Annotated in this window: 16 protein-coding genes; 14 read left to right on the forward strand and 2 right to left on the reverse strand. The window is 51.6% G+C overall.

Annotation, left to right across the window (positions count from 1 at the left end; translation table 11 throughout):
- The first annotated feature begins 151 nt into the window (after window positions 1-151).
- The 5 genes from purB (at window position 152) to PH235_RS07495 (ending at window position 5120) form a co-directional block, all read left to right on the forward strand.
- Window positions 152-1537: an adenylosuccinate lyase gene (gene purB, locus PH235_RS07475; RefSeq protein WP_272161739.1), complete on the forward strand. Its 1386-nt coding sequence runs from the start codon at window positions 152-154 to the stop codon at window positions 1535-1537.
- A complete protein-coding gene (locus tag PH235_RS07480) occupies window positions 1534-2034 on the forward strand; it encodes a GNAT family N-acetyltransferase (protein ID WP_272161740.1) in 501 nt (166 codons plus the stop codon). The genes purB and PH235_RS07480 overlap by 4 nt, the downstream gene beginning before the upstream one ends.
- Window positions 2035-2197: 163 nt before the next feature.
- The gene (locus tag PH235_RS07485; RefSeq protein ID WP_272161741.1) at window positions 2198-3364 is read left to right on the forward strand and encodes an amidohydrolase; all 1167 of its coding nucleotides are present in this window, start codon (window positions 2198-2200) and stop codon (window positions 3362-3364) included.
- A complete protein-coding gene (locus PH235_RS07490) occupies window positions 3262-4713 on the forward strand; it encodes an MmgE/PrpD family protein (RefSeq protein WP_272161742.1) in 1452 nt (483 codons plus the stop codon). Before PH235_RS07485 ends, PH235_RS07490 begins: the two co-directional genes overlap by 103 nt.
- 197 nt (window positions 4714-4910) lie before the next feature.
- Window positions 4911-5120 (forward strand): YdbC family protein, encoded by a 210-nt coding sequence (locus PH235_RS07495; protein ID WP_108032156.1) that lies wholly within the window; start codon window positions 4911-4913, stop codon window positions 5118-5120.
- 160 nt (window positions 5121-5280) lie between these two features.
- On the opposite strand, the gene PH235_RS07500 is transcribed toward PH235_RS07495, so the two are convergent.
- Window positions 5281-6486, reverse strand: coding sequence for an MFS transporter (locus PH235_RS07500; protein ID WP_272161743.1), 1206 nt, complete (start codon window positions 6484-6486; stop codon window positions 5281-5283).
- 189 nt (window positions 6487-6675) lie between these two features.
- Between PH235_RS07500 and PH235_RS07505 the strand changes: the two genes are divergently transcribed.
- From PH235_RS07505 to PH235_RS07520, 4 genes are all read left to right on the forward strand, one after another.
- The gene (locus PH235_RS07505) at window positions 6676-7227 is read left to right on the forward strand and encodes an O-acetyl-ADP-ribose deacetylase (protein ID WP_272161744.1); all 552 of its coding nucleotides are present in this window, start codon (window positions 6676-6678) and stop codon (window positions 7225-7227) included.
- Window positions 7227-7610 carry a zinc ribbon domain-containing protein gene (locus PH235_RS07510; RefSeq protein WP_272161745.1) on the forward strand — a complete coding sequence of 128 codons (384 nt, stop codon included), beginning with the start codon at window positions 7227-7229 and terminating at the stop codon, window positions 7608-7610. Before PH235_RS07505 ends, PH235_RS07510 begins: the two co-directional genes overlap by 1 nt.
- A 107-nt stretch (window positions 7611-7717) precedes the next feature.
- A complete protein-coding gene (locus PH235_RS07515; protein ID WP_272161746.1) occupies window positions 7718-8545 on the forward strand; it encodes a DUF975 family protein in 828 nt (275 codons plus the stop codon).
- A gap of 46 nt (window positions 8546-8591) precedes the next feature.
- Window positions 8592-9341, forward strand: coding sequence for a hydrolase (locus PH235_RS07520; protein WP_106449172.1), 750 nt, complete (start codon window positions 8592-8594; stop codon window positions 9339-9341).
- 100 nt (window positions 9342-9441) lie between these two features.
- On the opposite strand, the gene PH235_RS07525 is transcribed toward PH235_RS07520, so the two are convergent.
- The gene (locus PH235_RS07525; RefSeq protein WP_272161747.1) at window positions 9442-10185 is read right to left on the reverse strand and encodes a glucose 1-dehydrogenase; all 744 of its coding nucleotides are present in this window, start codon (window positions 10183-10185) and stop codon (window positions 9442-9444) included.
- Between the two features lie 490 nt (window positions 10186-10675).
- On the opposite strand from PH235_RS07525, the gene ypfJ reads away from it, so the two are divergent.
- From ypfJ to PH235_RS07550, 5 genes are all read left to right on the forward strand, one after another.
- Window positions 10676-11560, forward strand: coding sequence for a KPN_02809 family neutral zinc metallopeptidase (gene ypfJ / locus PH235_RS07530; protein ID WP_272161748.1), 885 nt, complete (start codon window positions 10676-10678; stop codon window positions 11558-11560).
- A gap of 194 nt (window positions 11561-11754) precedes the next feature.
- Complete coding sequence (locus PH235_RS07535; protein WP_272161749.1) at window positions 11755-13968, forward strand: heavy metal translocating P-type ATPase; 2214 nt, start codon at window positions 11755-11757, stop codon at window positions 13966-13968.
- Between the two features lie 327 nt (window positions 13969-14295).
- On the forward strand, window positions 14296-15495 hold the full coding sequence (locus tag PH235_RS07540) for an iron-containing alcohol dehydrogenase (RefSeq protein ID WP_334223635.1): 1200 nt from the start codon (window positions 14296-14298) through the stop codon (window positions 15493-15495).
- Window positions 15496-15749: 254 nt separating this feature from the next.
- A complete protein-coding gene (locus tag PH235_RS07545) occupies window positions 15750-16406 on the forward strand; it encodes a GntR family transcriptional regulator (RefSeq protein WP_272161751.1) in 657 nt (218 codons plus the stop codon).
- Window positions 16393-17037: a GntR family transcriptional regulator gene (locus tag PH235_RS07550; protein WP_272161752.1), complete on the forward strand. Its 645-nt coding sequence runs from the start codon at window positions 16393-16395 to the stop codon at window positions 17035-17037. Before PH235_RS07545 ends, PH235_RS07550 begins: the two co-directional genes overlap by 14 nt.
- The last annotated feature ends 128 nt before the right edge of the window (window positions 17038-17165 follow it).

Consider the following 17165-nt stretch of genomic DNA (forward strand, 5'->3'; position numbering starts at 1 on the left):
AAATGCGGGATATGCCAACTCACTATGAAATGATAAGCTAGCCTAAGCTATCTTTTGTGCATTTTGAACAGAAAAATAATGGATATGTGGCCTTGATAAGGCACGAACAGCAGCAGAATTTCGGATATAAATTTGGGGAGGAATCAGATAAATGGCATCACACGTGATAGACATGATCATGATGAGGAACAATTTCGGAACGGAAGCGATGCGCAAGGTCTGGTCCGAGGACAATCGGCTGCAGAGGCATCTGGATGTAGAAGCAGCGTTGGCACTCGCGGAAGGAGAGTTGGGATTGATTCCCCAAGCTGCGGCCGAGACGATCGCCTCGAAAGCGAAGAGCGCATACATCAACCTGGAGGCGTTGGCGGCCAGCGGGGCGAAGCTGAAGCATTCGTTGATGCCGACGATCAATGCCTTACAGGAGTTGAGCGGGGCAGACGGCGAATATGTGCATTACGGTGCAACGACGCAGGACATCGTGGACACAGGGACGATGCTGCAATTGAAGGAAGCGCACCAGATCTTCATCAGCGAACTGGAGGGAATCGCGCGTGAATTGGCCCGGCTTGCGGCTGAATACCGCACGACACCGATGGCCGGAAGATCGCACGGGATGCAAGGCTTGCCGACGACATTCGGCTTCAAGATGGCAGTCGTGCTCAGCGAAACATTGCGTCATCTGGATCGCTTGAAGGAATCCGAAGAGCGGGTTTTCGTGGGCGGCATCGCCGGTGCGGTCGGGACCTATGCTTCTTTCGGGGAGAAAGGCCCGGCTATCGAAGCCGCCGCGTTGACGCGATTGGGTCTGAACACGCCGGACATCTGCTGGCAGTCCTCGCGTGATCGGATTGCCGAGTACGCCAGTATCATCGGCCTCATCAGTGGCACGCTCGGAAAGGTCGGGAATGAATTCTACAACCTGATGAGGACCGAAATCGATGAAGTCGAAGAGCCGTTTTCGGCAGGCAAAATCGGCTCCTCAACGATGCCGCATAAACGCAATCCGGCGGCATTCGAAGGCATCGCCAGCCTGACGCGTCCGATTTTGGCGAACGTCTCGTTGATCCAACAATCGACGATGGTCGAACATGAACGCGACGCGATGAGCTGGAGGGGCGAATGGATCGCTCTGCCGGAAATCTGCATTTACCTATCTTCGCAACTGGCCACGACGAAGGCCGTCCTGAAAGGTTTGGTCGTGAAACCGAAGCATATGCTGCGCAATCTGAATTTGCAGGGCGGCTTGCTGCTGTCGGAACGGGTGATGTTCGTCCTTTCCGAGCAATTGGGCAAACAGACGGCGCATCATCTTGTCTATGAGTTGTCGATGGCGGCGGTCGAGGAGGAACGTTCCTTCCGGGATGTGCTCGTGGAAAACGAAACGGTGCGCCAGCATCTGACTGAATCTGACATCGATGACTTGCTTGATCCGGAATCGTATCTCGGTTCGGCTCCGCAAAAAGTCGATGAGGTGCTGCAGCGATTCGCAGCAACCGGCCTGGACAACAGCGCAGAAGGAGCGGATGCACAATGACGCAGATTTTCCGTTTGGCTCAGGAAGCGGATGCACCCGCACTGGCGGAACTGTTGCGGCAGGCCTATGTTTCGAATACCGAGCTGGGCATCCACTTTGCCGCGGCACATGCGGACAAGGAAGCCGCGAATCAACACATTTCCAACAATGTCTGCTACCTTTTAGAAGAGGATGGACAACTGTTGGGGACAATCTCTTTGCGGATGCCTTGGGGACCGAATCCGGGTCCGGCAGGGGTGCCGCACATCGGTTGGCTGGCTGTTTCGCCGACCGCTGGAAAACAAGGGGTCGGCCGCCGTTTGTTGGATTTCATCGAACAGGACATCGCCCGCGACCAGTTGAAATGTCCCGCAGTCACTTTGGGAACGGCAGTCGAGCATCCGTGGCTGCCGCAGTTGTATGAAAAAAGAGGCTACGAAAAAATCGCGGAGACTGACCTCGGTTTGGGGCATATCACCGCTTATTTCAAAAAAACATTAATAAAATCATTCCAATAAAAGCGACATAAAGATGTATGCAGCGCAGGATTGAAGATAAAGTTTAATGTGTTGACCGTTTTGAACGGAATCGATATAGTAGTGGAACTAGAGCAAGTCTCCGGAGATATTTTCCGGCGAGCAGCTACAAAAGGTCAGCACTGAAAAAAGGGAGAATGATACCATGACTGCAACGCAAACGGAAACACAAACCCAAACGGGGCTCTACGAAAAGTTGGTCGCTTACCGGCGCGAACTGCATGCGCATCCGGAATTATCCGCAAAGGAATTTGCGACGACCGAACGCATCCGTCGTTGGTTGTCGGAGGAAGGGATCACGATTCTTGATTACCCGCTGGAGACGGGTCTGATTGCGGAGGTCGTGGGCGCACTGCCTGGCCCGACCATCGCGCTGCGTGCGGATATCGACGCTTTGCCGGTCAAGGAAGCGACCAATTTGCCGTTCGTTTCCGAAACGGAAGGGCTTATGCATGCCTGTGGTCATGATTATCACACGGCTTCCATGATTGGGGCGGCAATCCTGCTTCAGGCTAAAAAAGCGTCACTGAAAGGCACAGTCCGATTCATTTTTCAACCCGCCGAAGAGATTGCGCAAGGCGCGAAGTGGGTCGAAGCAGCCGGGGCTCTGGAGGGGGTTTCCGCCATCTTCGGGATGCACAACAAGCCAGATCTTCCGGTCGGCACGATCGGTATCCGTGAAGGTGGACTGATGGCCAGCGCGGATCGTTTTGAATTGGAAATCCACGGAGTCGGCGGACATGCCGGCATTCCGGATTCGACCATCGATCCGATCGTCATCGCAAGCCAGATCATCAGCGGGTTGCAGACGATCATCAGCCGGAATACGAGTCCATTCCATAATGCCGTCATCAGCATCACACAGATCCACGGCGGCAACTCCTGGAACGTCATCCCCGAGAAAGTCTACATGGAAGGGACCGTCCGCGCATTCCAAAAGGAAGACCGTGAGAAGATCCCGGCCTTGATGCGCCGGACAGCTGAAGGGATCGCAGCCGGTTTCGGCGCAATAGCCGATTTCCGTTGGCACCCTTACGTTTCCATCGTGGACAATGATGTCCGCTTCAAAGAAATCATGGAGGAAACGGCTGCCGAACAGGGCTATCGTTTCGTGGAGCCGAAACCGGTCGCTGGCGGGGAGGATTTCGCGCATTACCAGACGCTGATCCCCGGCTTCTTCGTGTTCATGGGCGTCGGAGGCACCCGCGAATGGCACCATCCAGAATTCAACCTCAAAGAGGAAGCCTTGGCGATCGCAGCGGATTACTTCTCGGCTTTGGCGATCAAGGTGCTGGATCGATGGGAAGATTGACCGCATTCACTGAAATGATGGCGGCTGAAGTTTTGAAGGCGACCCCGACAAACAACGAAGCCGCCTTGCGCGAAGCCAAACGCGGGATATTGGATTATCTGGCCAGTGCTTTGGCGGGACGTGAGGATGCCGGCACAATCAAACTGCTGCAGGCGATTGAAGCGGAAGGTGGGCATCCTGTCGCGCCACTGATTGGTCAAAATAAACGGGCGAACCGGCGTCAAGCGGCACTCCTGAATGGCTTTATGGGCCATGCGCTGGATTATGACGATGTCCATTCCGACGTCCGCGGCCATCCCAGCTCGGTCATTTTGCCCGCGCTATTTGCTTTATCTTCGGGTCGGGAAATTTCCGGCAAATGTTTTTTGGACGCCTACATCATCGGTGTTGAAGTCATGGCCCGGCTTGGCCAAGAGGTCGGGACTGCCAGCTATCTGAAGGGCTGGCACAACACATCTTTATTAGGTGGTGTCGCCGCCACCTTCGCGGGAGCGCGGCTGCTCGGGTTTACTGCTAGAGAAACGCAAAATGCCGTCGGAATCGCCGTCAGTCAGGCTGGCGGACTGCGGGTGCAGTTCGGTACGCAAATGAAGCCGTTGCATGCCGGACTGGCTGCGCAGCAAGCTGTCCAGTCGATTGAATGGACCCAGCAGGATTTCCACGGGATCGATGCAGCGCTTGATTCAGGAATAGGTTTTCTGCATGTGTACGGCGGAAAAGCAACCGATGAAGCCGTCCAGACGGCACTGACCGAAAACTGGGGAAAAACGTGGCGGATAGCCGAACCCGGACTCTGGTTCAAACGCAATCCGTTCTGCTCAGCCGCCTCCCATGGCGCGGACGCTGCGCTGGAGTTGGCAGGGTTGCGTTTGACTGTTAGTGAGATAGAAAAGATAGACATCGTTTTCCCTCCCAACGGTGATGCGGCTTTGATCCATACACGCCCGAAGACCGGCGAACAAGGCCGCTTCAGCATCGAATATGTCGTCGCTTTGGCACTGCTGGGGCAGCCGTTTACGCTCGGAAATTTCGGGACCGCAGCTGTTTCGCTTGAGGCCGAAAAGCTGATGGAAAAAATGTCCAGAAGCTATGACGCAGAGCACAAGCCGGACGCGCAAGCCATCCCGAAAGGCCGTTTCACAATCGTCCGGCTCACGCTGGCGGATGGCTCGGTCCATAGCCGCGAAGTGTGCGTTCCGAAAGGTTCGCCGCAAGCGCCGTTGACGGATGCGGAACTCGAAAGCAAATGGTGCGAGTCGGCACCGGTTCAGCATAAAGCCGATCGGATCATCCAGGCAATCCGGGGTCTGGAAAATGGCAACATGAGCGAATTGGAAGGATTTTTATGATATAAGCAAAAGAGGAGTCTGGGACATAAAAATGTTCCGGCTCCTCTTTTGCTTTTTGGTCCTGACAACGCATCTTTCAAAACTTCGCGGATATTTTAAATGAACCGTCGTTTGCGGTATAATAGAGAGGCAAGCTGCCGATCCGAAAGGCAACCAGGCAGCGAATCTCACACTCCAAAAAAGAAAGGATCCTCCCTATGGCAGACATCACATTTGAAATCGTCGAAGAACTCGGCGTCCTGTCCACATCCGCAAAAGGTTGGACGAAAGAATTGAACCTGGTCAGCTGGAACGGCAGACCGCCAAAATACGACATCCGCGAATGGAGTCCGGAACACGAAAAGATGGGCAAAGGACTGACATTCAGCGAAGAAGAGATGGCCGCCCTCGCCAAACTCCTGAAATAAGCAGAAAGGCTGCATCAAATCAGAAAGTACGTTTCTGAATTGATGCATCCTTTCTCTTTGGGAATTGAAAGGATGTTTAATACCATCAAAAAATCCCCGCCAAGACCCTTTTGGCGGGGATTTCCTCCGCTAAACCTCCCCCTTTGCATGCAGTATTTTATTAAGTGTGGATCGATCCATTGCGTTTCCCGCGCTGATAGAAGAGGAACATCAAAAAGGCGGAAAGCAATGCCATGACGGAACCGAAGTAAAAAGGAACCTGGTTGTTGAAAGTATCATAGAGCCAACCCCCTATCAGGCTGGCCGGCAGCAGCGTCATCCCAAGAATCGCGTTGTAGAGTCCCAAACCGGTCCCCTTCTTTTCCTTGCCGATGATGTCGGATACCAATGCTTTCTGGATGCCGTCCGTTGCGGCGCTGTACAACCCGTAAAAAGCGAACAGGCCGACGATGGCGAAGGGGGTCGCGGCCTTTCCGAAACCGAAATAGATCAGCGAGAACATCAGGTAGCCGCCGATGATGATCCGCTTGCGGCCGATTTTGTCGGACAGTTTCCCGAGCGGAACGGCAAACGCGACTGAAACGGCATTGAACACCAGATACATGATCGGGATGAAGGCATCGCTGACGCCGACGTCACTCGCTTTGATCAGGAGCAGGGCATCCGTCGAATTCCCCAGCGTGAACAGGAAAACGATGAACAGAAACAAATAGAAGTCCTTGGGGAAATCCCGGAAGGAAATTTTTCCTAGCCGCTCCGATTTGGCGCGTTTGGCTTCCTTCACAAAAAAGATGATCGACAAAAGCCCCAAAAATCCAGGGATAGCCGCGAACAGGAAAACGCGCCGGTAATCGCCGGGGAAAGCGGCCAATACGGCAAAAGCGATCAGCGGCCCGACGATGGCGCCGCTGTTGTCCATCGCCTTATGGAAACCGAAATTCAAGCCGGCGTTGTTGTCTTCTTCAGATGAGCCGGCCACAAGACTGTCCCGGGGAGCGGTGCGGATGCCTTTTCCGACGCGTTCGACAAAGCGGATCGACAGGACCTGCAAAGGCGTCGTCACGAAAGCGAAGAGCGGGGAAAGGAGGGCGGTGATGCCGTAACCGATGATCATGAAGGGCTTGTTGCGGCCGATTTTGTCGCTCCACCAGCCTGAGAGGGATTTCAGGACGGAAGAAGTGCTTTCGGCGATCCCCTCGATCAGGGAGATTTCCGTTTTCGAGGCGCCCATTGTCGTCAGAAATAAAGGCAGGATGCTGTAGACCATCTTTGTCGTCGTATCCGTCAGGAAACTGGTCAAGCCGACAAAGAAAATATTGCTTTCGACGCCGAGGATCCGCTTCTTTTTATGTTGGTTACCCGCCATCTCGAAAACCTTCTTTCCGATTATTTCGTCATCTTCATTAAATTCCTTTTCGGGTAAAAAGTCTAGCAGAGCGACCACTGAGGCATGCCCTTTCCGCGAGATTCGGACAAATGGATAATCAACCGGAATTTTGGTAAAGTGTACATATTGAGATGTCCGGACTGAACAGGTCTTTAGGGAGGAATCGTAATGAATAGATTGCAGATCAATCAAACAACATTGTCCTTGGCGAAAGGTGATATCACCCGTTGCGAATTCGATGCCATCGTAAATGCCGCCAATGAAAGCCTGCTCGGCGGGGGCGGAGTCGACGGCGCCATCCATCGTGCCGCCGGGCCGGAATTGTTGGCCGCCTGCCACCTTTTGAACGGGTGCCGTACCGGCGAGGCGAAGCTCACACCAGGCTTCCGGCTCAAGGCTGCTCATGTCATCCATACTGTCGGTCCTGTCTGGCGTGGCGGAACGCACGGTGAAGCGGATTTGCTGGCCTCGTGCTACCAAAAATCGTTGGAATTGGCCGACGCCAACGGAATCCGCACGCTTGCTTTCCCGGCGATCAGCACCGGCATTTACGGATACCCGCTGAAACAGGCGACCGCAATCGCTGTCGGAACCGTCCGGAAATATCTGGAAAATCATCTGCAAACGATCATCACAGAAATAACCTTTGTCTGCTTTGACGATGCGACAGTGCGCGCATACGGGCAGGCATTCGAAGAATTGGAAAGGGGAACTGACTGATGTTTTTATTTTTTGACGTATTGCCGTTCCGCAAGCAACTTGAATACAACCAGACGATCACGTGCAGCCGCTGCGGCCACTTTGGGCGCTATGAGGTCTTTCTTGTGGGTAATCGTTTCCGCCTGTTTTTCATCCCGGTCATCACCTTCGGGAAAAAGTATCTCGTGCGCACGACCTGTTGCGACACCTGGTATTTACTTGATCCACAAATTGGCAAAGCGATCGAACGGAAAGAAAGGGTCTCGATCCGGGACAGCGATCTCCAGATGTACCAGACCGGCGAACCTCTTGAAAGCAGATGTCCCAACTGCGGTGCCTCCTATCCTCAGGGCGCACATTTTTGCCCGAATTGCGGAGCGAAAGTGGATGGAATGGAGCGCTGATGTATCATCAATGAAATAAATGAAAGACGATTATCTGAAAGCGTTGCAAATAGTCCAATTATGGTATACTATCACTATCGAAAATTGTAAGGGGTGGTCATAATTATATGTTAACGAACAAGGAAATCAGATCCACAGCCAGAGAATATTTACGCGGCAATTATAAAATGGCGGTCATCAACCTGATTCTTATCACGATCGCGAACAGTACCATGCAATCGGTGGTCAGAACGCTGACGGGCGAAAGCGCCTTGAACATGCAGATGACAGGGGAAACTTTGCCGAATTGGGATTCCGTCTTCTCGATGCAATCCTCGCCTTTCCAAACGACCCTGAATGTGGTCCTTTCGATCATCGTGGCGCTGATCATCGGCTCCATGCAGATGGGGAATGAATGGGGCTACCTGGATATGCTGGACGGTACGCCGCTTTCATCAGGCCATCTGCTCAAACCGTTTGAAAACCAGTTGTTCAAGACGTTGGGCGTTCTGGCGCTGCAGGCTTTCTATGTCATTTTATGGTCCGTATTGCTGATCATACCGGGCATAATGAAACTGTACGCCTTGGCATTATCGAACTTCATTTATTTCGACAATCCTGACATGAAAACGACGGATATCCTGAGACAAAGCGAAGCCTTCATGAAAGGCAAGAAGATGAGACTTTTCCAATTGGATCTGACTTACTTTGTCGTTTACCTGATTCCAGTGGCGTTGTTCCTGGGTATCGGAATAGCTGCGTTCAACATGTATGCCGGATCGGCAACCGCTGACCCGGATGCCTTGCTTTACCAACTGCTGTTGTTGATGGGATTGATGTTGGCGGCATTCGCCGTCTTCGGCATCCTGACATTCATCGTTGAACCGAGAAGAAAAGCAGCACGTGCGGTCTTCTATTCGGAAGTCCTGAAGGAAGAAAACCTTATCGTCGGCTGATCAGCCCACGTAATATCATCAAAATCATCAGAAAAGGAGCGAAATAATGGAACCAAGAATTAAAAGAGAAGCACCAAGCATCACAACCGATTTGCGCAGTGATACAGTGCAAGTCCCTAGCGTGATCCGGAACTGCTCGGGAATCCGGATTTTTGGAAAACGAATCAAATCCCTGATCTTTACGACGGATATTGCGATTATCCTGAATAACGATGCGGATGCCGTCATCGCGGTTTATCCATTTACCCCGCATCCGGCGGTCATCCAAAGCATAGCCAACGTCTCAACCATTCCGATCCTTTCCGGTGTCGGCGGGGGGACGACCCAAGGCAAACGCAGCGCCAACATCTCTTTGTTTTCGGAGGCGCAGGGTTCCTTGGCTGTCGTCGTCAATGCGCCGACACCGATCGATACCATCAGACAAATCGAAGAAACCGTTGATATCCCGATTGTTTGTACGATCGTGACGGAATACATGGATATTCAGGAACGACTGGACGCCGGTGTCGATATCCTGAACGTCAGCGGAGGGAAGGATACGGCCTATATCGTGAGCCGGATCCGTGAAAATTTCCCGGATGTTCCGATCATCGCGACTGGCGGCCCGACGGATGAAACGATCCTGGATGCGATCAATGCCGGTGCCAATGCCATCAGCTGGACCCCACCTTCCAACGGCGAATTGTTCCGACGCAAGATGGACAAGTACCGCAACAAAGAGCGCGAACGCTACATGCAGGAGCATCAAGGCATGACGATCGAAGAAGTCGAAGACTTGGAAGATCACAGAGATTAACCTATTGAAAAAACGTGCAAGCAGTTTGCCAGGACAGTCCCGGCAGTTGCTTGCGCGTTTTTTTTCGGTATCATGAAACTTATTTTGTTAATAAAGAATACTATAGATCAGAAATCATGCCGCCGTCGACGACGAATTGCGAGCCGGTCGAGTAGCTCGAATCATCGGATGCAAGGTAGATGACCAGATTGGAGACTTCCTCCGGTTTTGCGGTCCTTCTCAAGGGAATATCCTTTTCCAGTTGTTTGATGTATTCATAGACGTCTCCCTGTTCAGCCATCGGCGTTTCGATGATGCCCGGGTGGACGGAATTCACGCGGATGTTGAACTGGCCAAGCTCCGCAGCGGCGCCCTTCGTCATCCCGGTGACTGCGTGCTTGGATGCGCTGTAGGCGATGGCGGTAGGCGCACTGACAAGCCCGTCAACAGAGGAAATGTTGACGATCGAGCCGACGCCTGCTTTTTTCATGGAAGACATGACAGTTTTCATGCCCAGGAACACGCCCAGTTCGTCGATTTCGAATGTCAAACGGAAATCCGCTTCCGTCAATTGGTCCAATGTTTTGAAGATGCCGACGCCGGCATTGTTGACGAGCACCGTAACCGGACCAAATTTTTCCTCTGTAAGTGCGATAACTTCTTCCCAATTGGCTGATTTTGAGACGTCCAATTTCATGAAGACGGCATTTTCGCCGATCTCCTCAACCAAAGCTTTTCCGGCGGCTTCATTGATGTCGGTCACGACTACTTTGGCGCCTTCCTCCACGAATTTGCGTGCGTGCATGGCACCCATGCCTTGCGCCGCGCCTGTGATGATTGCTACTTTGTTTTCCAATTTTCTCATTGTAGATAGCTCCTTTGGATTCTTTTTTTGCCGCTCCCTAATTGTTTGGGATAACTTGTATAGGCTTACAATCATGTTATTCCTATAATGAATCGGAATCAATATTATTGCAGCATATTTATCTATTCACAAATGAAGTGCTTCCAAAAAAATCATGAGTGGGTGTGAACTTTGCATTATTAACGCGCATTTAGGCTCGTTTAAACATTTGAACAGAAAATGAACAAATGTCCTTTATGCCGACAATGGAATAATTTGATCAATATGCGTGTAATCAGGATAGGAATCAGAGCGACTTGTCTGGATTCAAGTGCTTCAGCCAATCAATGGATGTGAACCGAGACAGACGTCACTCAGGTGTATTTTTTTTAAATTAACCGTCGATACTATATAATAAGGGTATGAAATGAAACCGATTTTCGGATTGTCTGGGTGGGGTTGGCAGAACCAGAGCCCGCGATGCGAAAAATAGAATATTGGAGGTATTCGTATGAAATGGAAGGGTGGAAGAAGAAGTTCCAACGTGGAAGATCGACGCGGCAGTGGCGGCTTTTCGACAGGTGGCGGCGGGCTGGGCGTGAGCGGTATGGCAGGCGGCGGAATTTTTGGGATCATCATCATGATCATCATTGCCCTGTTCGGAGGGGGCGACCTGTTTGGCGGTGGCGGAGGAAGCACACCGACTGAAACGCCACAGACAGGCATCACTGAAACGAGCAACAAGACCGAGGACGAGATGGCTGAATTTGTATCCGTCGTATTGGCCTATACAGAAGATGCTTGGGCCCAGGAATTTGCCAACAACAATATGGAATATGTCGAGCCGACGCTTGTGCTGTTCAGCGGACAGGTGCAATCAGCCTGTGGTGTGGCTGGTTCCCAAGTCGGACCGTTCTACTGTCCGGCCGATCAAAAATTATACATCGACTTGAGTTTCTACGATCAGCTTTCGCAAGAGTACGGCGCGTCCGGCGACTTTGCGATGGCCTATGTCGTCGCTCATGAGGTCGGACACCATGTCCAGAACTTGCTGGGCATCATGGATCAGGTGCAAAGCAGTCGTAACCAGTTGAGCGAAACAGAATACAATGAGTTGAATGTTCGTTTGGAACTGCAGGCCGATTACCTGGCCGGTGTTTGGGCAAATTATGTCCAGGAGCAGGGCGTATTGGAGGAAGGCGACTTCGAGGAAGCCTTAACAGCAGCACATGCTGTAGGGGATGATACCCTGCAGAAGGAATACCAAGGCTACGTCGTACCCGACAGCTTTACGCACGGCACTTCCGAGCAACGGATGCGGTGGTTTACGAAAGGCTTTGAAATCGGCAACCTGAGCGGCGGAGATACGTTCAATATCCCTTATGATGAACTGTAATTTATGATGAATTTTGTTAAGCCTGTCGCACTGCGGCAGGCTTTTTTCGCGTTCAAGGTATTTCTATGCGATTGACACAAGCAGTCTGTAGGATTATAATGTGAATAACACATGAATGGTTATTCATATGTAATGCGGAATCATTCCGTTTTCGGATAAATAATACGAATGCATATAGTTAAGGAGTGATAGAGATGTCTGAGAAAGTGAAGCAGATTGAATGGTATTTGGATGAATTGGACTGCGCCAATTGCGCCAACAAGGTTGAGACCGGCATCGCGAAAATAGAAGGGATCCTCGATAGCAATGTGAACTTCATGACGAAGACATTGCGGATCGAAATCGAAGGGGATCAAGAGGCCGATATTTTGCCAAAAGTGAAACAAAAACTCAGCGTACTGGAGCCGGATATCCATCCGACTTTGAAAAAAAGCGGCGCACCAATCGGAGCAAATGGGTTGCCGATAGGATTGAAACATCCCCAAGATGACTTATCCACAAACGTGGACGAATATCACGACCATGATGCTGGACATGAACACACGCATGCGCACGGCGAAGGGGATAAGGATGAAATCCGAAAATCCTTCATCCGCCTGATCGTCGGCTTTGGGATTTTATTGGCGGCGATCTTCGCCCCGGTCAGCGGAACTATTTCGCTGGCATTGTTTGTGACCGCGTACCTTGTTGCAGGCTACGATATCGTTTGGAGTGCGCTCCTGAACATCAAGAACGGTCAGTTGTTCGACGAAAACTTCCTGATGACGATCGCAACCCTGAGCGCTTTCTACATCCAGGAGTATCCGGAAGCGGTAGCGGTCATGCTGTTCTATCAGCTGGGGGAACTGTTCCAGGACATCGCCGTCGACAAATCCCGCCGCTCCATCGCCGAACTGATGGACATCCGGCCTGATTACGCAAACGTGAAAACCGCAGCCGGTATCGAAAAAGTCGCACCGGAAACCGTCAAAATCGGCGACATCATCCTGATCCGCCCCGGTGAAAAAGTGCCGTTGGACGGGAAAGTCGTGAGCGGAACCTCGGCTGTCGACACCTCAGCTTTGACCGGCGAATCGGTTCCGCGTGGCATCAAAGTCGGCGACAACATTTTGAGCGGGTTCATCAACAAGAACGGCGTCATCGAAGTAGTTGTCGAAAAGCCGTTTGCGGAGTCCACAGTCGTCAAAATTTTGGATTTGGTTCAGAACGCCAGCGGCCGAAAAGCGCCTACGGAAAACTTCATCACCAAATTCGCCCGCTATTACACACCGGTTGTCGTCGTCGCAGCCGTGTTGCTGGCGGTCGTGCCGCCGCTCGTCATCCCGGGCGAAAGCTTCAATGAATGGCTTTATCGGGCAAGCATCTTTCTGGTCATCTCGTGTCCGTGCGCGTTGGTCGTTTCGATTCCGGTCGGCTTCTTCGGCGGCATCGGTTCAGCTTCTCGCAAAGGCATCCTCGTCAAAGGGAGCAACTTCCTCGAAGGCCTGAATGATGTCAAAACGGTCGTGATGGACAAGACCGGTACCTTGACGGAAGGCAAATTCGCCGTAACCCGTATCGAAAGCGCCAGCGAGCTGACAGAGGATCGGTTGCTGGAACTGGCGGCTTATGCGGAGCTGCATTCCAGCCACCCGATTGCCGATTCCATCAAGGAAGCATACGGGAAAACGATAGCTGAAGACCGGATTACCACCACAAATGATATCCCGGGCCAGGGTTTGCAGGTCGTCGTTGATGGGCAAGAGATCCTGGCCGGCAATGCCAAACTGATGGCGAAATTCGGCATCGCACATGCACCGGCTCCTGAAACCGGGACGGTTGTGCATATCGCTGTGGATAAACACTATGCCGGCTATATTCTGATCGCGGACGCCATCAAAGCTGATGCGAAGGCGACGGTCGCCGGCTTGAAGGCGAGAGGCATCCGCACCATCATGCTGACCGGGGATTCCCGTGCGGTAGGCGAGGCGGTCGCCAAAGAAATCGGCATCGATGAAGTCCATGCGGAATTGCTTCCACAGGACAAAGTGGCGAAGCTGGAGGAAGTGTTGGCGAGCAAACGCAAAGGCGAAAAAGTCATCTTTGTGGGCGACGGCATCAACGATACTCCGGTGCTGGCCCTTTCCGACATCGGGATGGCGATGGGCGGATTGGGATCCGACGCCGCCATCGAAGCGGCCGATATCGTCATCATGGACGATCAGCCATCCAAGATTTTAACCGCAATGGATGTGGCGAAGGAAACACGCAAAATCGTCTGGCAGAACATCATTTTCGCCATGTCAGTCAAAGGGGTGTTCCTGATTCTCGGCGCGTTCGGTGTCGCCACGATGTGGGAAGCCGTCTTCGCCGATGTCGGCGTGACCGTGCTGGCCGTGCTGAACAGCATCCGCATCCTGAAAAAATAATCTTTAGATATGTGGGGGCCGCCAGCGGCCCCTATTTTTTGTATGCTCCGGTGTCCACCGGAGCACCGCGTTGCAAACGGGCGTCAGCTCCGATGAGCGGCTTGCTCGCCGTAGCTGGATGAAGAAAAAAAGGTTGAACTCCGGGGAAGCTGTCCTCATCGGAGGTGGGGTCTTAGCTGGGATGCTGTCCTCCGGCGAGGCTCTCGTTCCCCGGAGTTCACGTAAGCCGGCGCCGGCGTCCGCATCCGCGCCTTCCAAAGCATCCCAAGCGGATTATCCACATGGCTGTGCTACAATGAAAAAAGAATAAAAAACGAAAAGTGAGTGATGAGATTGGAAAACGGAATACGCAATTTTGAGTTTCAAAATCCTACAAAAATAGTTTTCGGCAAAGACCAGATCAAACGCATCAATGATTTGATTCCGCAGGATGCGAAAGTATTGATTTTGTACGGCGGCGGCAGCGTCAAGAAATTCGGCACCTTCGACCGCGTCGTCGAAGCCTTGGGCAACCGCGAGTGGGCTGAATTCGGCGGGATCGAAGCGAATCCGACCTACGAAACGCTGATTCAGGCAGTCGACAAGATCAAAGCGGAAGGCTATGACTACCTGTTGGCGGTAGGCGGCGGCAGCGTCATTGACGGCGTGAAATTCGTTGCGGCAGCTGCGGTGTTCGATGGCGATCCCGTCGATATGTTCGGCAGCGGCGTAGGCAAGGGCTTGCCGGTCACAAAAGCATTGCCTTTCGGTACGGTATTGACGTTGCCGGCCACTGCATCGGAAATGAACAACAATTCGGTCGTCACCTTTGTGGAAAAGCAAGCGAAGATCAGTTTCGCCAGTCCACATACTTATCCACAATTTTCCATACTGGAACCGGAAGCGACCTACACGTTACCGAAACGCCAACTGGCGAACGGTGTCATCGATTCCTTCATCCATGTGATGGAGGCCTATCTGACTTATCCGATTGATGCAAAAGTGCAGGATCGCTGGGCGGAAGGGCTGCTGCAGACATTGATCGAAATCGGCCCGGACGTAGTCGATGAGGACAACCACGACTATGCGACCCGCGCCAACTTCATGTGGACGGCCACGAATGCGCTCAATCGTTTCATTTCGCCAGGTGTTCCCCAGGATTGGGCGACGCATCAATTGGGCCATGAGATGACGTTGGCATTCGGGATCGACCATGCGCGCACTTTATCGATCGTCCTTCCGGCTATGATGAAAGTCCGCAAGCAGCAGAAATGGGACAAATTGCTTCAGTATGCGGAACGCGTGTGGGATATCCGCGGCGATTCCAATCTGACTAATGATGAAGAAAAAATTGATTTGGCAATCAAAAAGACCGAAGACTTCTTTGCCAGTCTTGGCGCACCGATCCGCTTCTCGGATGTCGAGCTGGATGAATCCGACATCCCGCGTCTTGTGGAAGCACTCGTCCGCCACAAGAAAGAGAACATCTCCGAGCGCGGCGACTTCAATACAGAGGATGCAAGAGCCGTCTATACAGCCGCACTTTGATGGAATGGCAATCCTGTTTAACTATCCTTCCCAACTCGGGGAGGATTTTTTAGAGAACATCAACTGAAAGAACAGGGACGGATTCTGTCCATCATTAAAAGAAACAGGTTGAAAAATGAAGGATTTCATGTAAACTATAAATGAAGCAAGAAACGACAAGGATTTATCGGTGCTAAATAGTGGAACTGTAAACTTCGAAGCTACTATTGTCATAATATTGCACTGATCTATAAAAATTAAAGGGACTGTAGTCTTTGGAATCATTAGAGAGAACACAAACAAAGGATTATATTGCGGATATCCTGCGCACTGAAATCTTCAAAAGGAACATCAAGGATGGCGAGAAGCTGAAACAATCCGAAGTCGCTGCCGCAATGGGCGTTTCCAGAATGCCCGTAAGGGAAGCCCTGCAGATGCTGGAAATGGAAGGCGTGTTGGAAAGGCTCGAAAACAGACACATGAAAGTCAACGGTATCTCCTTCGAATCGGCTAAAGCCCAATTCAGGATGATTAAGGCGCTGGAAAAAGAAATTTGCCTGATCCTTTCCGAGAAGCAAGCTGACACGCAGCCATTCCGAAAAATCGCGGACGCATACAAAGAGAAAATGGTCGCCAAAGATAGTGAAGGTTGTCGCAAACTGGAGTTGAATTTCCATCAGCTGTTGTCGGAAGCGACCGGCATTCCGACCATCAAGCGGGCACATGAGCAACTATTGAGCGGCTTCTTCACGTTCGTAATCGGAAATTATGACTTTGATTTTGAAGAAAACTACCAACATATTGAAAAAATCAGCCAGCAACTGGCAGAAAACGATCTATCTAAATTGATGGATGGATTTGAAGACTATTTTCAGTATTACGTTGAGATCCTAAAGAAAAAATTGGAGGGAATGAACAATGAGCATCCTTAAACCGATCAAACTATTGCCTGCAAGAGAAAGGGTGGCTTCCTCCCTTCGGAAAGCAATCATCCTGAAGGAATTCGAGCCGGGCCATGAATTGATGCTGGATGCTGTTGCGAAGATGCTTGGCGTTTCCGTTACCCCGGTCCGCGAGGCTTTTCAGATCTTGGCTCGGGAAGGCTTCATCCAACTGCGCCCCAATAAGGGAGCCATCGTAATGGGCATCACTCCGACCTTCCTTGAGGATCACTATGAAATCCGAGCTTCCCTTGAAAGCGAAGCCTGCGCTATCATCTGCAGAAAGAAAAAGGACATCAGCGAAATCATCAAAGTGCATGAGGATGCGAAAGAAACCATTCTTTCTGGAGATGTCAGCTCTTATTCCGATCTGAATCAGGCCTTTCACTTTGCGATCTGGAACGCCAGCGAAAATGCGCGGTTGATCGAAATGGCCTCCAATCTGTGGAACGGCTTGTCGATGGGCGATCTTCAGACCGAGGAGCAGTATGCCCAAATTTCCATCCAGGAACACGAAGATATCGTGAATGCACTGATCGCAGGGGATGAGGAATTGTCCCGCAAAGTCATGCTGAAGCATATCTACCGTAGCATGGAGAATGTCCTGACGCGGTTCAAATAGAAGAAACCACACAATAAAACAACAATGATCAATCGAGTCCGCACTCTCAAACGCTAAGGGAGTGCAGGCTTATTTTTTTTGGCGAAAATAATCGAGCAGAATCCCGTAATGGTGCGAAAATAATGTAA

This window comes from Trichococcus sp. K1Tr (assembly GCF_028309625.1).
Taxonomy (GTDB): Bacteria; Bacillota; Bacilli; order Lactobacillales; family Aerococcaceae; genus Trichococcus.

Coding starts and splice junctions, on each gene's coding strand:
- PH235_RS07505 (WP_272161744.1), top strand. CDS start 6,676: ATGAATAGATTGCAGATCAATCAAACAACATTGTCCTTGGCGAAAGGT.
- PH235_RS07550 (WP_272161752.1), top strand. CDS start 16,393: ATGAGCATCCTTAAACCGATCAAACTATTGCCTGCAAGAGAAAGGGTG.
- PH235_RS07490 (WP_272161742.1), top strand. CDS start 3,262: ATGGCACCATCCAGAATTCAACCTCAAAGAGGAAGCCTTGGCGATCGC.
- ypfJ (WP_272161748.1), top strand. CDS start 10,676: ATGAAATGGAAGGGTGGAAGAAGAAGTTCCAACGTGGAAGATCGACGC.
- PH235_RS07540 (WP_334223635.1), top strand. CDS start 14,296: ATGAGATTGGAAAACGGAATACGCAATTTTGAGTTTCAAAATCCTACA.
- PH235_RS07495 (WP_108032156.1), top strand. CDS start 4,911: ATGGCAGACATCACATTTGAAATCGTCGAAGAACTCGGCGTCCTGTCC.
- PH235_RS07525 (WP_272161747.1), bottom strand. CDS start 10,185: ATGAGAAAATTGGAAAACAAAGTAGCAATCATCACAGGCGCGGCGCAA.
- PH235_RS07485 (WP_272161741.1), top strand. CDS start 2,198: ATGACTGCAACGCAAACGGAAACACAAACCCAAACGGGGCTCTACGAA.
- PH235_RS07500 (WP_272161743.1), bottom strand. CDS start 6,486: ATGGCGGGTAACCAACATAAAAAGAAGCGGATCCTCGGCGTCGAAAGC.
- PH235_RS07480 (WP_272161740.1), top strand. CDS start 1,534: ATGACGCAGATTTTCCGTTTGGCTCAGGAAGCGGATGCACCCGCACTG.
- PH235_RS07515 (WP_272161746.1), top strand. CDS start 7,718: ATGTTAACGAACAAGGAAATCAGATCCACAGCCAGAGAATATTTACGC.
- PH235_RS07510 (WP_272161745.1), top strand. CDS start 7,227: ATGTTTTTATTTTTTGACGTATTGCCGTTCCGCAAGCAACTTGAATAC.
- PH235_RS07535 (WP_272161749.1), top strand. CDS start 11,755: ATGTCTGAGAAAGTGAAGCAGATTGAATGGTATTTGGATGAATTGGAC.
- purB (WP_272161739.1), top strand. CDS start 152: ATGGCATCACACGTGATAGACATGATCATGATGAGGAACAATTTCGGA.
- PH235_RS07520 (WP_106449172.1), top strand. CDS start 8,592: ATGGAACCAAGAATTAAAAGAGAAGCACCAAGCATCACAACCGATTTG.